The organism is Hartmannibacter diazotrophicus (assembly GCF_900231165.1).
Classification (GTDB): domain Bacteria; phylum Pseudomonadota; class Alphaproteobacteria; order Rhizobiales; family Pleomorphomonadaceae; genus Hartmannibacter; species Hartmannibacter diazotrophicus.
In genome coordinates, this window is the sequence record NZ_LT960614.1 from 2,168,141 (window position 1) to 2,184,834 (window position 16,694).

The window sequence follows — 16,694 nt, forward strand, 5'->3', positions numbered from 1 at the left end:
CCGTATCCTATCTACGCCGTCCCGGTTCGCCGGGGTGATCCGCTCAGGCCGAAACGCGCGGCTCGTCCAGAAGCTTGCATCCTGAAATCCGCCAGCTTCCGTCCGGCTGCTGCTCGACGGCATAAAGGGCTGTCCAGTCCTTGCCGTCCGGGCCGACGACGAAGACTTCCTGAACAAGGTTGCCCTTCACCTCGCGCAGCCGCCCGAAGGCGACGGACTTGGGACGATAGACCGGCTGGTAGCCGCCCTTGACCATCGACATGAAAGTCTCGGGGTTGACGAACTGGCGTTGCAGCACCGGCGAGGCGAAGGAATAGGCCCTGGTGCTGTCGTCGGAGCGGAAGGCATCGATCTGGCTGGAAATCAGGGCCTCGATGGCCCGGGTTTCGGCCAGGGTGGGATCCTGCGCTCGCGCAGGACCCTGCATCAGCAGGAAGGCGGCGGCAAAGAGCGCGCCGGCAAATGACTGAAGTGAACCACGCATGTGCAACATAGCACCTCCAGAAAGACTGTCCCAAAGACATCCTCTCATGGCGCGTCGTTGCGTGCGTCCTCAAACAGCAGGGTGAGCGAAGCGGCACGCCACGCGTCATGCTGATGGAAAAGGATAGCACAAACTTCCCGTCCGCAAAGAGCGGGCGATGAAGTTTTGTGCTGCGTAAAATATAGTCGACCCGAGCCGCCGGGCAGGATAGGCCTTGTTTGCCGGGCGAACCGCGCGAGCGGAAGGCGGCAAACCGGCGTGTGGGAAAGGCCGATCTTTCCTCGTCCGGGTGCACACTATATTTAGGGCTTCGGGATAGCCAAGACAGGCGGCGGGATGTAACGATCCGCTCAACGATGGAGCGAAGTTCGGCCTGAAAACGGCCGGCGGCAGGAAGGTTCGAGGAAAGAATGAAGGATCCGGTCGAATATTACATGAACGCGCTGGTGCCGATGGTTGTCGAGCAGACGAATCGCGGCGAGCGGGCCTATGACATTTTTTCGCGCCTGCTGAAGGAGCGGATCATCTTCATCACCGGCCCGATCGAAGACACCGTTGCGACGCTCGTCAGCGCCCAGCTCCTTTTCCTTGAGGCGGAGAACCCGACCAAGGAGATCGCGATCTACATCAATTCGCCCGGCGGCGTGGTGACGTCCGGTCTTGCGATCTACGACACGATGCAGTTCATCCGTCCGAAGATATCGACGCTCTGCATCGGTCAGGCGGCCTCGATGGGTTCGCTGCTGCTCGCTGCCGGCGAAAAGGGCATGCGCTTCTGCCTGCCGAACGCACGCATCATGGTGCATCAGCCCTCGGGCGGTTTCCGCGGGCAGGCGTCTGACATCATGCTGCACGCTCAGGAGATTCTGAAGATCAAGCGCCGCCTCAACGAAATCTACGTCAAGCACACCGGCCGCGAACTCGATGCGATCGAGGAGGCGCTGGAGCGTGACAATTTCATGACGGCCGAACAGGCGAAGGACTTTGGCCTGATCGACAAGGTGATCGAAAGCCGTGTCGCGCTGGACGGTGATGCGTCCTGACAGGGTTTGCGGCGACCTGGCGCAGGGGCTGCGCAAGTGGACGCGGCAATGAGGAAATTGGCAGGAGGCGCGGCATCCGCTCGTCTCTTGCCGGGCGGAATATGAGGTTTTCCGAAGGCTTGAAGGTCCGCATTTCTACGGCTGGATCTCTGGTCAAAGCCTCATAGCCCGTTAAGTATATATTGATCCCTGGGCCCCCAACATGTTCTGATCGCTTCAAGCGTGATTTGTATCGGGTGTAGGGTTGAAAGGATCTCCTTGGTGTCGGGGCCTTGGCGGCGGATGCGTCGCGAGGGGACACCTGGGCAAGTGCGGACGGCAACGTCCGACAACCGAGCAGGAACCGATTGATGACCAAAGTCAACGGCGGCGAGTCGAAGAACACGCTCTATTGTTCGTTCTGCGGCAAGAGCCAGCACGAGGTCCGCAAGCTGATTGCAGGGCCCACCGTTTTCATCTGTGACGAATGTGTCGAACTCTGCATGGATATTATCCGTGAGGAGTCGAAGTCCAATCTCGTGAAATCACGCGATGGCGTGCCGACGCCGGGTGAAATCCGCGCTGTGCTGGACGACTATGTCATCGGGCAGCAGCAGGCCAAGAAGGTTCTGTCGGTCGCGGTTCACAACCACTACAAGCGCCTGAACCACGCCGCCAAGAATTCCGACGTCGAGCTGGCCAAGTCCAACATCATGCTGATCGGACCCACCGGCTGCGGCAAGACCCTGCTCGCCCAGACGCTCGCCCGCATCATCGACGTGCCGTTCACGATGTCCGACGCGACGACGCTGACCGAAGCCGGCTATGTTGGCGAGGACGTGGAGAACATCATCCTCAAGCTGCTCCAGGCCGCCGACTACAACGTCGAGCGTGCCCAGCGCGGCATCGTCTACATCGACGAGGTCGACAAGATCTCGCGCAAGTCCGACAACCCCTCGATCACCCGCGACGTCTCGGGCGAGGGCGTGCAGCAGGCGCTGCTGAAGATCATGGAAGGCACGGTCGCTTCCGTTCCGCCGCAGGGCGGGCGCAAGCATCCCCAGCAGGAGTTCCTGCAGGTGGACACGACCAACATCCTGTTCATCTGCGGCGGCGCTTTTGCAGGTCTGGAAAAGATCATCTCCGAGCGCGGGCGGTCCACGTCGATCGGCTTCGGCGCGCAGGTGGTCGCTCCCGAGGACCGGCGTACCGGTGAGCTCTTCTCCGCGGTGGAGCCAGAGGACCTTCTGAAGTTCGGTCTGATCCCCGAGTTCGTCGGCCGTCTTCCGGTTCTGGCGACGCTCGAGGACCTTGACGAGGAAGCCCTGGTCACGATCCTGTCCGAGCCGAAGAACGCCTTGGTCAAGCAGTACCAGCGCCTGTTCGAGATGGAAGACGTGGAGCTTACCTTCCACGACGAGGCGCTGCGCGCCATCGCCCGCAGGGGTATCGAACGCAAGACCGGCGCCCGTGGTCTTCGCTCGATCATGGAATCGATCCTGCTCGACACGATGTACGAATTGCCGGGCCTTGAAGGCGTGCGCGAGGTCGTCATCAGTGCCGACGTGGTCGAGGGCAAGGCCCGTCCGCTCTACATCTACGCCGATCGCGTCGGCGAGACGGAAGCGACGGCCTGAGCTGGAACAGGGCATGATTGGGGCGCCGGTGAGGCGCCCCTTGAAAGCTGTTCATGGACGGCACATCTGGTAGGATGCGCCGCAGGACAGCGGAAGATGCACTGGAGGGGCAGGGACCCGGGCTTGTGAAGACGGGAACTGCCTGCATAGGACGAATGCTTCCCCCCGGAAGCCTATTCCGTACTGCGTTTCCCGTGACAACCGGCGCGCCTGAAAGGCACCCAAGCCATATCAGGCCTTACCTGCGTCGGCCGCCGTGACCGGTGACCTCCCAACATCGAGTTGCGACGGGCCAATTTTGAAGGAAACAACGAACGATGGTCGATAAACCCACCGTCTCCGGACCTGAACGGGGCACCTTCCCGGTGCTTCCCTTGCGCGACATCGTCGTATTCCCGCACATGGTCGTGCCGCTCTTCGTGGGCCGCGAAAAGTCGATTCGCGCCCTTGAAGAGGTCATGGGCGACGACAAGCAGATCCTGCTTGCCACCCAGATGAACGCTGCCGAAGACGATCCTGCGCCGGATGCGATCTATCCGGTGGGCACGCTCGCCACCGTGCTGCAGTTGCTGAAGCTGCCCGACGGCACCGTCAAGGTGCTGGTCGAAGGCTCGACGCGCGCCCGGATCGAGGACTATGTCACCCGCTCGGACTATTTCGAGGCCGATGCTGTCAGCCTGATCGATGACCCGGCCGATGACGTCGAGGTCGAGGCGCTTGCCCGCTCGGTGCTGTCCGAATTCGACAACTACGTGAAGCTCAACAAGAAGGTCTCGCCGGAAGTCCTCGGCACGATCACGCAGATCGAGGACTACTCCAAGCTTGCCGACACGATCGCCTCGCATCTGGCGATCAAGATTTCGGAAAAGCAGGAGATCCTGGCTCTGACCTCGTTGCCGGAGCGGCTGGAGAAGATCCTCTCCTTCATGGAGAGCGAGATCTCTGTTCTGCAGGTGGAAAAGCGCATCCGCAGCCGCGTCAAGCGGCAGATGGAGAAGACCCAGCGCGAGTACTATCTGAATGAGCAGATGAAGGCCATCCAGAAGGAACTCGGCGACGGCGAGGAAGGCAAGGACGAACTGGCCGAACTGGAAGAGCGGATCAGCAAGACCAAGCTCTCCAAGGAAGCCCGCGAAAAGGCCATGGGCGAAATGCGCAAGCTTCGCCAGATGAGCCCGATGTCCGCCGAGGCGACGGTGGTGCGCAACTACCTCGACTGGCTGCTCGGCATTCCGTGGAAGACCAAGTCCAAGGTGCGCAACAACCTTTCCCATGCGGAAGAGGTTCTGGCCGCCGACCACTACGGTCTGGAGAAGGTCAAGGAGCGCATCGTCGAGTATCTGGCCGTCCAGAGCCGCGCCAACAAGCTGAAGGGGCCGATCATCTGCCTCGTCGGCCCGCCCGGCGTCGGCAAGACCTCGCTGGCAAAGTCCATCGCCAAGGCGACGGGCCGCGAATATATCCGCATGTCGCTCGGCGGTGTCCGTGACGAGGCGGAAATCCGCGGTCACCGGCGGACCTATATCGGCTCGATGCCCGGCAAGGTCATCCAGTCGATGAAGAAGGCCAAGAAGTCCAACCCGCTCTTCCTGCTCGACGAGATCGACAAGATGGGCATGGATTTCCGCGGCGATCCGTCGTCGGCCCTGTTGGAGGTGCTGGATCCGGAGCAGAACTCGACGTTCATGGATCACTATCTGGAGGTCGAGTACGACCTGTCGGACGTGATGTTCGTGACCACGGCGAATACGCTCAACATCCCGGCGCCGCTGATGGACCGCATGGAGATCATCCGCATCGCGGGTTACACCGAGGACGAGAAGGTGGAGATCGCCAAGACCCACCTGATCCCCGAGGCAATCCACGATCACGGTCTGCGCACGGGCGAATTCTCTGTCTCGGACGATGCGATCCGGACGGTGATCCGCCGCTACACCCGCGAGGCGGGCGTGCGTAACCTGAAGCGCGAGATGGCGACGCTGGCGCGCAAGATCGTCAAGGACATCCTGACGTCGGACAAGAAGACGGTCGCTGTCACGGCCGAGACGATCGAGACTTACCTCGGCGTTCCGCGCTTCCGCTACGGCGAGGCCGAGCGCGAGGATCAGGTCGGTGTCGCGACCGGACTTGCCTGGACCGAGGTGGGCGGCGAATTGCTGACCATCGAAGGTGTCATGATGCCCGGCAAGGGCAAGATGACGGTGACGGGCAACCTGCGCGACGTGATGAAGGAATCGATTTCGGCGGCGGCGTCCTACGTCCGTTCGCGGGCCATCGATTTCGGCATCGAGCCGCCGCTCTTCGACAAGCGGGACATCCACGTCCACGTGCCGGAGGGTGCGACGCCGAAGGACGGTCCGTCCGCTGGTATCGCGATGGTCACGACCATCGTCTCGGTGATGACGGGCATCCCGATCCGCAAGGATGTGGCGATGACCGGCGAGATCACCTTGCGTGGCCGGGTGCTGCCGATCGGCGGCCTCAAGGAAAAGCTGCTTGCAGCTCATCGCGGTGGCATCAAGAAGGTGCTGATCCCGGAAGAAAACGCCAAGGATCTGGCGGATATTCCGGAAAACGTGAAGAGCGGTCTGGAGATCATTCCGGTCGCCCGCATGGACGAGGTTCTTCGTCAGGCCCTGACGCGCGTTCCCGATCCGATCACCTGGACGGAGCCGGAAACGAAGTCGGTCGTGGTCTCCGACGAGGAAGCCGGTGCGGTCGTCGCACACTGACGATCAGGGCGGGCATCTCCTGCTGACACAATTGAGAGAGGCTCCGGCATTCGCCGGAGCCTTTTTCGTATGTACGGGGTGGACCCACCCGACGTTGGCGGCAGGTGGTATGCCCGGAGCGCTGTTGCCATGTTGCGGGCATCGCAGCGCTGCCCCTCGCTCCTGCGCGGTGGCATTTGAAAACGGCGGTTTCCCGCCCGATCGGGCAAGAATGAGCGGCTGGCAGGTGATTCTTTGCCCTCGAATGGCCCGGTTCCGTCAAGTCGGAGGCGCCAAGGTTCGGGCATTTTTTGTGCCGAAGTGACGTTTCTTTCATCGTGAAATGCCCCAAAGGTCGCACTTTGTCAGAAAACAGCGGAATTCCGGGAAAAAAGTGCTTTTGACCTCTTGCATTTCCCTCCAATTCTGAGGAGTGTCGCCCGCGTGGTGCAGGCCGACGGGGGGGTCGGCCCCCCAGAAGCAGACTGCAAGAGGATTCAAGAGTATGAACAAGAATGACTTGATCGCGCAGGTCGCCGAGAAGGCTGATCTGACCAAGGCTCAGGCCGGTCAGGCCGTTGACGCGCTCTTCGATGCGATCACGGCTTCCCTGAAGACCGGCGACGAAGTGCGCATCGTCGGCTTCGGCAACTTTGTCGTCACCGAGCGTGCCGCCACTGAGGGCCGTAACCCCCAGACGGGCGCGACGATCCAGATCCCGGCCTCCAAGCAGCCGAAGTTCCGTGCTGGCAAGGGTCTCAAGGACGCCGTCAACGGCTGATCTGTGAGGTCTAGATCGTTCGTGGCGCCGTGCTTGCTGGCAGTGTCACTGAGCGGTCGAACCGAAATGTCATGACGGCTCCCTGGAGCCGGCAAGATTTGGGATGGCGATCACTGCAACGGTGATTGCCATCCTTTTTTGTTGCAAGAGCAGTGGCGACCGCCTAAACGATTGGTCGCCTCACCGGAGCGACCTGTTTTCTCTCCGCGCTGGCGGACCTGGAGACGTCCTGCATGGATCAGGCGTTCCGCCTGGCGGAGACAGGCGCCAGGGGGCATTCGGAGGGTTGCGCCGGAAAGTCCATGCCGATGGCCGCCGTCATGAACGGCGTTTGAGGGCGGGCGGTTAGCTCAGTTGGTAGAGCGCCTCGTTTACACCGAGGATGTCGGGAGTTCGAGTCTCTCACCGCCCACCAATCCTCCCCGAAGTTCAGAAACATGCACGCCGGCGGCACGTGCGGCTTCACCGGAATTTGCGCGTCCCGGCGCATTCGCCTCTTGACGAAACGCCCCGCGATTTCCAATTCTCAGGTCGTCATGAAATGTGGTATGCCAAATACCATCAGAGTGAGGCGGCAGGAAACCGGCGCTTGCCGGTCCGAAGGCTGCCCGAGCTTTGGACAGTGAGAGGACCTTGCCCGATTTCGAGTAATCGACGGGGAAAGAAGAGGTCGCAATCCTCGTGGGGGAAAGATCGATGAGCGCAGTTGCCGCCAAGACCGTCTATGCTGGAGATCATTCGCCGCTGGTGATTTATCTTGCCAAGCTGGACGAGATGATCCGTGCCGATCAATACAAGGAGGCCGCCGAGACCTTCGCGGCGTTCGAAGCCGAACATCCGGGCAATGACTATTTCGTCGAAGAGGCCCTGCCGTACAAGATTCAGAATCACCTCACGACCAAGTCGGGCCATCCGACGGCGGTTGTGAAGCTGACGTTGAAGCATCCGACCTGGGCGGTTGACGTGGTCAAGGCCTTCCACGAACCGGCGCATTTCGCCGAGTACATGGCCAAGCTTGAGAAGACGATCACCGATCTGGTCTGATCGGCCTCAAGTCCATAGCTGACGAGCCGCCACGATGACCGGGAAACTCCGGTTTTCGGGCGGCTTTGTCATTTAGGGGTATGGGCTTGCGGCAATGTCCGCCTGCCGTCCGTCAGGGAGCCGGCACCCGGGCGATACAACGGCCCCGCACAGCGAAGGCGAGGCCGTCTCTTTCCTCAGGGGCCGTGCCGCGTCGGCTTCGGGCCTTGACGCTTTCCGGGCTTTGCGGCGGCAAAGGGCTGCCCCTTCTTGCGCGGCGCCTTCGGCCCGTGGGTCTTGGACTTGGCGCCTTGTGCGTCGCCCGCATGGCCGAGGTCCTTGCGCGGCCTGCGCCCGGATTTGGCGGGGCGGGCAGGGCGGCTGGGGCCGCGTCGATCCATGTCCTCAAAGAGGTCGCCGTCGTGGCGGACAATGGTCACTCCCCGGTCGAGATGGCTCGGGCCGCTGATCGCCGTCGCATAGGCCTCGGCCGCATCCCCGGAAATCTCGAACAGCGTCGCCTCCGGCAGGATGCGGATCGAGCCCACCTGCGAGCGTGTGATGCCGCCGGCCTTGCAGATGATCGGCAGCAGCCATCGCGGATCGGCGCCCCGGTCCCGGCCGATCGAGAGGCGGAACCAGACGCCGCTTTCAAAGCGCGCCATCGGCCGTTCACCAAGGCTGGCCTTCGGAGGCGGAGGCACAAAGGCGTCGACGAGTTCGGGTGCCGGATGGTTCTGGGCGCGCAGCCGCAGGAAGGCCGCCGCCAGTGCCTCTGGCGAATGCTGCTCGACGAGCGCGGCGACCGTCTCCGCCTCGTCCGTTCCGGGTTCGGCGAGCGGAAACACCTCGCCAAGAAGCCGCTCGCGCTCCAATGCAAGCAGGGACTCCTGCGTTGGCGGCGGCATCAGGCTGGCCGAAACCCGCGCGCGGGAGAGCAGGCGCTGGGCGCTGCCGCGCCGGTGCTGCGGAGCGATCACGACGCAGGTGCCGCTGCGGCCCGCGCGTCCCGTGCGTCCGGACCGGTGCAGCAGAGTCTCGGGATTGGACGGCAGGTCCGCGTGAATCACCAGATCGAGATTCTTCAGGTCGATGCCGCGTGCGGCGACGTCGGTCGCAACGCACACCCGCGCCCGCCCGTCGCGCATGGCCGCCAAGGCATTCGTCCGCTCGTCCTGGCTGAGTTCGCCGGAGAGCGCCACCACGGCAAAGCCCCGGTTGGCAAGGCGGCTCGCCAGATGCCGCACGCCCTCACGCGTGCCGCAGAAGACGATGGACCGCTCGGCATCGAAATGCAGCAGCGTGTTGATGACGGCGTTTTCCCGCTGGTTGGGCTGCACCGGCATGATCTTGTAGTCGATGTCGGCGTGCGCCGTGCGGGCGTCTTCCGTCGCGATGCGGACCGCGCCGCGCTGGAACCGCTCGGCAAGGGAGACGACGCCATGGGGCATTGTCGCCGAGAAGAGGAGGGTCCGCCGGTCAGGGTTGGCCGCACCCAGGATGAATTCGAGATCCTCGCGAAAACCGAGATCGAGCATCTCGTCGGCTTCGTCGAGAACCGCGCCGCGCAGGGCGTCGATCCGCAGCGAGCCGCGTTCGATGTGATCGCGCAGCCGGCCGGGCGTGCCGACAACGATGTCGGCGCCCGCGGAAAGGGCGCGCATTTCCGAGCGCATGTTCATGCCGCCCACGCAGGTGGCAATCCTGGCGCCGGTGTCCGCATAGAGCCAGTCGAGCTCCGTCTTGACCTGCAGCGCAAGTTCGCGCGTCGGCGCGACGACGAGGCCGCGCACGATCCGGCCGGGAGCAACCTTCTCGTCGGCGCCGATCAGTGTCGGGGCCAGGGCCAGTCCGAAGGCGACGGTCTTGCCGGATCCTGTCCGGGAAGAAACAAGCAGGTCAGAGTTTTCCAGCGCCGGATCGCACATGGCGACCTGCACAGGCGTGAGTGTATCGTAGCCGCGCTGGCTGAGAGCGCGGGCGAGGGGCGGAGAAATGTCTCCGGCGTCTTTCATTGTGTCGCTTTCGGTATCGGTTGGCCCTCGGGTCACCATCGCAATATTGCAGGTGAGGGGCCGACAGTTTGCATGATCGGTATTCGTCCCGGCTTGCCACGTCAATTCATCTTGGCGCTTGGCTGACCTGCATGCGCGACGCGCGGACCTTGGCGCACGCCAAACATGACAAAAAAATAATCCAACGCCGCGGGTGGCTTTAGTATGGATAGTGCAATGAAGGCCCCGAACAAGGTGGCCACGGACAAACGGGAGGTGAGCAATGTCCAGAACCCTGGCAATCCTCACGACCGGCCTCGCCATTCTCTGCGCCCCCGCCTGGGCCCAGAGCGGTCGCGGTCTCGTCAACGACTATCCGACCGACGTGCGCGCGGACTATGTCTTCGGCTGCATGAAGGTGAACGGCGAGACGAACGATTCGCTGCGGCGCTGTTCCTGCTCCATCGACCTGATCGCGACGATCGTGCCCTACAAGCGCTACGAGGAAGCCTCGACCTTCATCAGCCTTGGCATGATCACCGGCGAGAACGGCGCGCTCTTCCGCTCGACTGAAGAATCGAAGGCCTCGATCGGCGATCTTCGCCGCGCCCAGGCGGAAGCCGAAATGCGCTGCTTCTGATCGACGCCTGTCAGATAGAGAGAAAAGGCCCGGCATCATGCAGATGCCGGGCCTTTTTCGCATTGTGCCAGCCTGCGGCCGTGCCTGCGATCAGCTTCCGCTGCGCGGCTGCTGGGCCCAGGCGCCGTGGAACGCCGCGCCGTCCGTGTCCGTGGCGTCGACCGAGACTTCCTCGCCATTCGGGATATAGGCGAAGCGGAAGTTCGGGTTCTCGGAGATCGAGATGCCGCCTTCCATCTTGAGGATCAGGTCCTTGCCCTGGTTGACCGTCAGTTCGTTGATGAAGCGCGGCGGAATGTAGTTGAGCGTGACCTGGTCCTTCTGCAGCCCGGAATTGTTCGGGTGGTGGATCATGATCTGTGCCTGCCTGCGGCCGGGTGCATCGCCGTCCTGCTGGGGGAACTCGCGGAATTTCATCTTGCCCATTTCGGCCAGCGCCAGGGCCTGGTCCTTGCCGGCCGGCGCGGAGCAGCCGCCCGCCGCCTTCACGTAGCGCTCGGTGACATAAAGCTGCCCGTCGCTCGTCTCGGCCACGACGTGCACGTTGGTATAGGCGTTGACGCGCACGCGCGTCTCGATATGGCTGACGCCGGCGGATTTGCCGAGCGTGAATTCCGCCGCGACCGGGGCTGGGTTCTCGTCGATGACCAGCGTGACCTTGTCGATCGAACGGCTGTCGCCGGGGGGTAGCGTGAAGTTCATGGCGATCGGAACGATCGCGGCGTCTTCGGCGCGATAGGGCGCATCGAGGCTGATGATGCCGGCGCCGTCCTGCATCGGCCGGTCGGCGAAGACGTTCGTCACAAGGTCGGCCCAGGTTCCGGTGGGCTTGTCGAGCGCAAGGGCCGGGGCCGTGAGGACCGCCGTTGTAAGACAGGCCGCGCCTGCCAGGCTCAGGACGGATTTGAATGAAGTCATGGTGTCGTTGCCTCCCTGCGGCATATTTTGACGAATGCTAACATACAAAGACATCCGACTCATCCCGCAAGTTCGGGCGCAAATGATCTTTGCGTGATCCTGCTTGCGGCAAATGAGCCTATTCCCATTCAAGCTCCGCATAGGCGGCCGTCGCGTTGCGCGTATTGAAGTCGTCGAAGAGCTGCCATTTCCCGGCTTCGGACTGGCCGGCCGTCTTGACGGCATTCGACATCGGCGTGCCGGAGGCAATGGCTGAACGGACATCCTTGGCGAGGATGTTGAAGTAGTTCCGCTCCGGGTCGAGGGCGGCCGGCATGGACGCCGCCGCGGGGCCATGCCCGGGCACGACGGTCTTGGCGGGAATCGCGGCGAGGCCGTCCAGCGTTTTCAGCCAACCGAGAATCGATCCGTCGATCGACGGCAGGTGATCGAGAAAGACGAGATCGCCGGCAAACAGAAGGCTGACGTCGGGAACGAAGACGGTGAGATCGTTGTCCGTATGCGAGACCGGCCATGACGTCAGCTGAATCGTCCGCCCGCCGAGATCAAGCGTCATACTTTGGTCGATAGTGAGGGTCGGCGGAATGATCCGGACGTCGGCCAGAAGAGCGTCGCCCATTAGCGATTCGTTGGCCTTGACATAAAATTCTCCCTTGGCGGCCATCGCCCTTGGAAGGTCGGCATGACCGACGAATGTCGCCCCGGTCGGAAGAAATGCTGCATTGCCAAATATATGGTCGGGATGGACATGCGTGTTGATCACGTAGCGGATTGGAAGCGCGGTCTTCTTGCGGATGGCTGCGAGCAGTTCGCGGCCCTCCAGGGCGCTGCCGCCGGTGTCGACGACCGCGACCGCATTGTCTCCAATGATGAAGCCAATATTCGCGATCGCCCCGATATTGTCCTTCCTCATCAGGTCAATTTGGCCTTCATGAACGAAAATTCCCTTGTCGACCTCGACAACAGGCAGGGGGCGAACGGTCTCCGCAACGGCTACCGGCGCGAGCGCGGCAATGATCGAACCGGCCAGCATGAGACGCTTCGAAAGTACCCTCATCAATGGAATGGCACGTCGGAATATCGCCCTTGACGCGATATTGCAGCGCAACAAGAAATTGCAGGAAGTAGGGTTGGGAAGGATGGACATGAGCGCTCCTGGTGGCATTGAAATGCTCTTGAAAAGGGATGCGGCAAGGGGAGGTTGGCCATTTTGCCGCAGGTCTCGGGTGGCATCTCCGAAATGCCGCATTTGAGCCATTTTGGGCCCAGAAGCCTTCATTGGCATATTAAATCGCTTTAATTTGATGACCCTGTAGAGACTTGCGGGCTTCGAGAAAGCTGACTACAGTCTGCGTCAGCCGCCGATTTCGACGGATCTTGCGTTTGAGGGAATGCTTGGTCTGATTCGAAAACCGCAGCAGGGATATAAGAATGGATACGCCAACCGTATCAAGAAAACGCCCTGTAGGTTGTGACACGCTGTCGGAGGCTGTCCCTATCGTTTGAAGGTTGATGTCCGGGTCCGGTAGCCTGTGCAGTCGCCTGCAAATCGATCACAACGCTGAAGAAGTGTGCTCTAGGGAGAAGACTAATGAAAAAAGCAGTCAAGTTCGCCTGCATGACGGCCGCCGTTGCGCTGCTGGCCTTCCCGGCCTCGGCAAACGATGATCTGGTCAAGATGAGCCAGAACGCGGCCGATTGGGTCATGCCGACGGGCAACTACGCCAACACGCGCTATTCGGAACTCAGCCAGATCAACAAGGACAACGTCGGTAGCCTGCAGGTTGCCTGGACGTTCTCCACCGGCGTGCTCCGTGGCCATGAAGGTGGTCCGCTCATCATCGGCGACACGATGTATGTGCACACCCCCTTCCCGAACATCGTCTACGCGCTCGACCTCAACGACGACGGCGCGATCAAGTGGAAGTACGAACCGAAGCAGGATCCGAACGTGATCCCGGTCATGTGCTGTGACACCGTCAACCGTGGTGTGGCTTACGGCGACGGCAAGATCATCCTCTACCAGGCTGACACCACCGTGGTGGCTCTGAATGCCGAAAGCGGTGCCGTCGAATGGTCGGTGAAGAACGGTGATCCGGCCAAGGGCGAGACCGGTACGTCCGCTCCGATGGTCTTCAAGGACAAGGTTCTGATCGGCATCTCGGGCGGTGAATTCGGCGTCCGTGGTTCCGTGACCGCCTATAACCTCAAGGACGGCTCCCAGGCGTGGCGCGGTTACTCGATGGGCCCCGACAGCGACACGCTGATGGACCCGGAGAAGACCACGGCGCTCGGCAAGCCGGTCGGCAAGGACAGCGGCACGGCGACCTGGGAAGGCGATCAGTGGAAGATCGGCGGCGGCACCACCTGGGGCTGGTATTCGTACGATCCTGAACTGAACCTCATCTATTACGGTTCGGGCAACCCCTCCACGTGGAACCCCGCGCAGCGCCCGGGCGACAACAAGTGGTCGATGACCATTTGGGCTCGCGATGCCGACACCGGCACGGCTAAGTGGGTCTATCAGATGACGCCCCACGACGAGTGGGACTTCGACGGCATCAACGAGATGATCCTCACCGATCAGCAGATCGACGGCAAGGATCGCAAGCTCCTCACCCACTTCGATCGTAACGGCTTCGGCTACACCCTCGACCGCGAGAGCGGCGAACTGCTGGTCGCCGAGAAGTACGATCCGGTGGTAAACTGGGCGACGGAAGTCGTGATGGACCCGAACAGCGACCAGTATGGCCGCCCGCAGGTCGTCGCGCAGTACTCCACCGACCAGAATGGTGAAGACGTGAACACGACGGGCGTCTGCCCGGCGGCTCTCGGCACCAAGGACCAGCAGCCGGCGACCTACTCGCCGAAGACTGAACTGTTCTACGTGCCGACCAACCACGTTTGCATGGACTACGAGCCCTTCCGTGTCTCGTACACCGCCGGCCAGCCCTACGTTGGTGCGACGCTCTCCATGTATCCGGCTCCGAACAGCCATGGCGGCATGGGCAACTTCATCGCCTGGGACGGCAAGAAGGGTGAGATCAAGTGGTCGCTCCCCGAGCAGTTCTCGGTGTGGTCGGGTGCTCTGGCCACCGCTGGCGACGTCGTGTTCTACGGCACGCTGGAAGGCTACCTGAAGGCGGTCGACGCCGAGACGGGCAAGGAACTCTACAAGTTCAAGACCCCGTCGGGCATCATCGGCAACGTCACCACCTATGAGCATAGCGGCAAGCAGTATGTCGCGGTTCTCTCGGGTATCGGTGGCTGGGCCGGTATCGGTCTCGCCGCTGGCCTAACCGATCCGAACGCCGGTCTGGGTGCCGTGGGTGGCTATGCTGGTCTCAGCAAGTACACCGCTCTCGGCGGTCAGCTGACGGTCTTCTCGCTGCCGAAGTAATCGGCTGACGAAGAAATAAATCTGGAGCCCGGTGCATGCTGGAAATGTGTGGACCGGGCTCCATCTATGTTGTGTGATCTTCAACGTCTTTGGCCGGAAACCCGGCTGGCGAATGGAACGAAGGTCCTTGATTAGCCTTTCGTATGCTGTGCTCTCATGTCTCATGTCTTGGAGTACGGGGTAACGGTAGGCTTTTCGCTCTGCCTGATGGGTGTCGAACGGGACGCCCGGGGGTGGAGAGCGCAAAAATGACAAACGGCCGATCAAACCGACGTGGGTCCAATCCGGGACCTCATGAGATCCGCTAACGGCCGAGCCAAGAAATCGCGCCATGCGAAAAATTTGAGGACTGGAGAGGATTTATGCCCCTTAGAAAACTGACATTGGCGGTGGCGATGGTTCTGTGTGCGAGCACGGCTCTTGCCGCCGACCACGTGGCCGTCGAACAGGATGAAGATACCCATCTGTGGAGGGATGCCGACGGCAATCCGACCTACAAGATCGGTGAAGACGGAATTCCCGACTACCACACCTATATCGGCTACAAGCGCTACACGGCCAATTGCATGCCCTGCCATGGCCCCGATGGCGAAGGCAGCACGTTCGCTCCCAAGCTGACCGACTCGCTGAAGGGTTTCGGTTACGACCACTTCCTCGATGTGGTTTCCAGCGGGCAGCAGAACGTCTGGCATCCCAACAACAGCGTGATGCCGGCTTGGGGTACTGACCTCAATGTCATGTGCTACGTCGATGACATCTATGTCTATCTGCGGGCCCGCGCGGACGGAAATCTCGGCCGCGGCGAACCCAAGCGCCCGCCGAATGACAAGGCTGCCAAGGAAGCCGCCTATTCCTGCCTCGGCTTCTGACCACGCTCGCGACGCACTGTTTGGCGATTGACCTCTCTTGAGGCAGCGCGAAACGACATTGATGCCCCTCGAAGCCAGGTTGCGCCGTTCCGCCAGAGTGCGGAGCGCTGTATCGGTTTCGAGGGGCATTTTGTCTTCGGAGCAAGTCGTCTGGTCCGCGGACCCGGTCGAGGTCGCTCCGGTGGATGGATTAAGAATTGGTCATAATGGGTTGGCAATAGAGATTTTTTGCCGATGACCTGACATGGTGGGTGGAGTTTGAACCCACTGGCAGACCTGTCAGCGAGAGACAGGCACCTGAACGAAAAAAACGAGATCGGGAGGACGACGATCCATGAACAAGCAGCTTGCAGTGGCCCTGATTGCCCTCGCTGCCATGACTTGCGGCCTTCGCCCGGTACTGGCGCAGACGGCCGTAATGCCGGCCCCTGGTGCGGACACGGAGACATTCGGCGAGGCGATCGAACTCGTGGATCCGGATGTGCTGCGCGTTTGCTCGGACCCGAGCAACCTGCCGTTTTCGAGCGAGAAACTCGACGGCTTTGAAAACAAGATCGCGGATCTGATCGGCGAGAAACTCGGCAAGCCGGTGTCCTACAGCTGGTTCCCGATGGCGACAGGCTTCGTGCGCAAGACGCTGGGCGAGCATCGCTGCGACGTCATCATCGGCTACGCGCAGGGCAACGAACTGGTCCAGAACACCAACGCCTATTACCGCACGTCCTATGCCTTCGTCTTCCCGGAAGGCAGCGATCTCGAAGGGCTGCAGTCGCTGGACGACCCCCGGCTGAAGTCGAAGAAGATCGGCATCATTGCCGGAACGCCGCCCGGCAACAACATGGCCCACTATGGCCTGATGGGGCGGGCAAAGCCCTATCCCCTGATGATCGACACCCGGGTTGAATCGTCAGCCGCGAGGATGATGAAGGATCTGGATGCCGGCATCATCGATGTTGCCATCCTTTGGGGGCCGATGGCTGGCTACTACGCCAAGCAGGATGCGACCCCGATGAAGGTCGTGCCCATGGTCAAGGAGACGTGGGGTCCGCGCATGGCCTATCGCATTACCATGGGCGTTCGCCGCACGGACCAGAACTGGAAGCGCCAGCTCAACACGCTGATCCGCGAGAACCAGGACGAGATCAACAAGATCCTGCTCGACTATGGTGTTCCGATCCTGGATGAGCGCGATCAGCCGATCACGCAGTGACGGGA

The 16,694-nt window shown here is 61.7% G+C and carries 13 protein-coding genes and 1 tRNA gene; 10 read left to right on the forward strand and 4 right to left on the reverse strand.

Annotation, left to right across the window (positions count from 1 at the left end; translation table 11 throughout):
* Positions 1–43: 43 nt before the first annotated feature.
* A complete protein-coding gene (locus HDIA_RS10185; protein ID WP_245884228.1) occupies positions 44–484 on the reverse strand; it encodes a DUF4864 domain-containing protein in 441 nt (146 codons plus the stop codon).
* Between the two features lie 410 nt (positions 485–894).
* On the opposite strand from HDIA_RS10185, the gene clpP reads away from it, so the two are divergent.
* The 6 genes from clpP to HDIA_RS10215 all read left to right on the forward strand — a co-directional run bounded on the left by clpP (position 895) and on the right by HDIA_RS10215 (position 7,679).
* Positions 895–1,527 carry an ATP-dependent Clp endopeptidase proteolytic subunit ClpP gene (gene clpP, locus HDIA_RS10190; protein WP_099556068.1) on the forward strand — a complete coding sequence of 211 codons (633 nt, stop codon included), beginning with the start codon at positions 895–897 and terminating at the stop codon, positions 1,525–1,527.
* Between the two features lie 350 nt (positions 1,528–1,877).
* The gene (gene clpX / locus HDIA_RS10195; RefSeq protein ID WP_099556069.1) at positions 1,878–3,143 is read left to right on the forward strand and encodes an ATP-dependent Clp protease ATP-binding subunit ClpX; all 1,266 of its coding nucleotides are present in this window, start codon (positions 1,878–1,880) and stop codon (positions 3,141–3,143) included.
* A 317-nt stretch (positions 3,144–3,460) separates the two neighbouring features.
* Positions 3,461–5,875, forward strand: coding sequence for an endopeptidase La (gene lon / locus HDIA_RS10200; RefSeq protein WP_099556070.1), 2,415 nt, complete (start codon positions 3,461–3,463; stop codon positions 5,873–5,875).
* 484 nt (positions 5,876–6,359) lie between these two features.
* Positions 6,360–6,635 (forward strand): HU family DNA-binding protein, encoded by a 276-nt coding sequence (locus HDIA_RS10205; protein ID WP_099556071.1) that lies wholly within the window; start codon positions 6,360–6,362, stop codon positions 6,633–6,635.
* A 339-nt stretch (positions 6,636–6,974) separates the two neighbouring features.
* A tRNA-Val gene (locus HDIA_RS10210) sits at positions 6,975–7,050 on the forward strand.
* Between the two features lie 281 nt (positions 7,051–7,331).
* A complete protein-coding gene (locus HDIA_RS10215) occupies positions 7,332–7,679 on the forward strand; it encodes a hypothetical protein (protein WP_099556072.1) in 348 nt (115 codons plus the stop codon).
* Positions 7,680–7,855: 176 nt separating this feature from the next.
* On the opposite strand, the gene HDIA_RS10220 is transcribed toward HDIA_RS10215, so the two are convergent.
* Positions 7,856–9,673: a DEAD/DEAH box helicase gene (locus HDIA_RS10220; RefSeq protein WP_099556073.1), complete on the reverse strand. Its 1,818-nt coding sequence runs from the start codon at positions 9,671–9,673 to the stop codon at positions 7,856–7,858.
* A gap of 262 nt (positions 9,674–9,935) precedes the next feature.
* Here HDIA_RS10220 and HDIA_RS10225 point away from each other — a divergent pair, with 262 nt between their 5' ends.
* Positions 9,936–10,292: a hypothetical protein gene (locus HDIA_RS10225; protein ID WP_099556074.1), complete on the forward strand. Its 357-nt coding sequence runs from the start codon at positions 9,936–9,938 to the stop codon at positions 10,290–10,292.
* 90 nt (positions 10,293–10,382) lie between these two features.
* Here the strand turns inward: HDIA_RS10225 and HDIA_RS10230 are convergent, their stop codons facing one another.
* Positions 10,383–11,210 carry a quinoprotein dehydrogenase-associated SoxYZ-like carrier gene (locus tag HDIA_RS10230; RefSeq protein WP_099558819.1) on the reverse strand — a complete coding sequence of 276 codons (828 nt, stop codon included), beginning with the start codon at positions 11,208–11,210 and terminating at the stop codon, positions 10,383–10,385.
* 118 nt (positions 11,211–11,328) lie between these two features.
* On the reverse strand, positions 11,329–12,243 hold the full coding sequence (locus HDIA_RS10235) for a quinoprotein relay system zinc metallohydrolase 2 (RefSeq protein WP_099556075.1): 915 nt from the start codon (positions 12,241–12,243) through the stop codon (positions 11,329–11,331).
* Between the two features lie 558 nt (positions 12,244–12,801).
* Between HDIA_RS10235 and xoxF5 the strand changes: the two genes are divergently transcribed.
* The 3 genes from xoxF5 (at position 12,802) to HDIA_RS10250 (ending at position 16,689) form a co-directional block, all read left to right on the forward strand.
* Entirely contained in the window at positions 12,802–14,610 is a 1,809-nt protein-coding gene (xoxF5, locus tag HDIA_RS10240) for a lanthanide-dependent methanol dehydrogenase XoxF5 (protein WP_099556076.1), read from the forward strand.
* A 362-nt stretch (positions 14,611–14,972) separates the two neighbouring features.
* On the forward strand, positions 14,973–15,479 hold the full coding sequence (locus tag HDIA_RS10245; protein ID WP_099556077.1) for a c-type cytochrome, methanol metabolism-related: 507 nt from the start codon (positions 14,973–14,975) through the stop codon (positions 15,477–15,479).
* 418 nt (positions 15,480–15,897) lie between these two features.
* Entirely contained in the window at positions 15,898–16,689 is a 792-nt protein-coding gene (locus tag HDIA_RS10250) for a substrate-binding domain-containing protein (RefSeq protein ID WP_245884281.1), read from the forward strand.
* Positions 16,690–16,694: the final 5 nt, after the last annotated feature.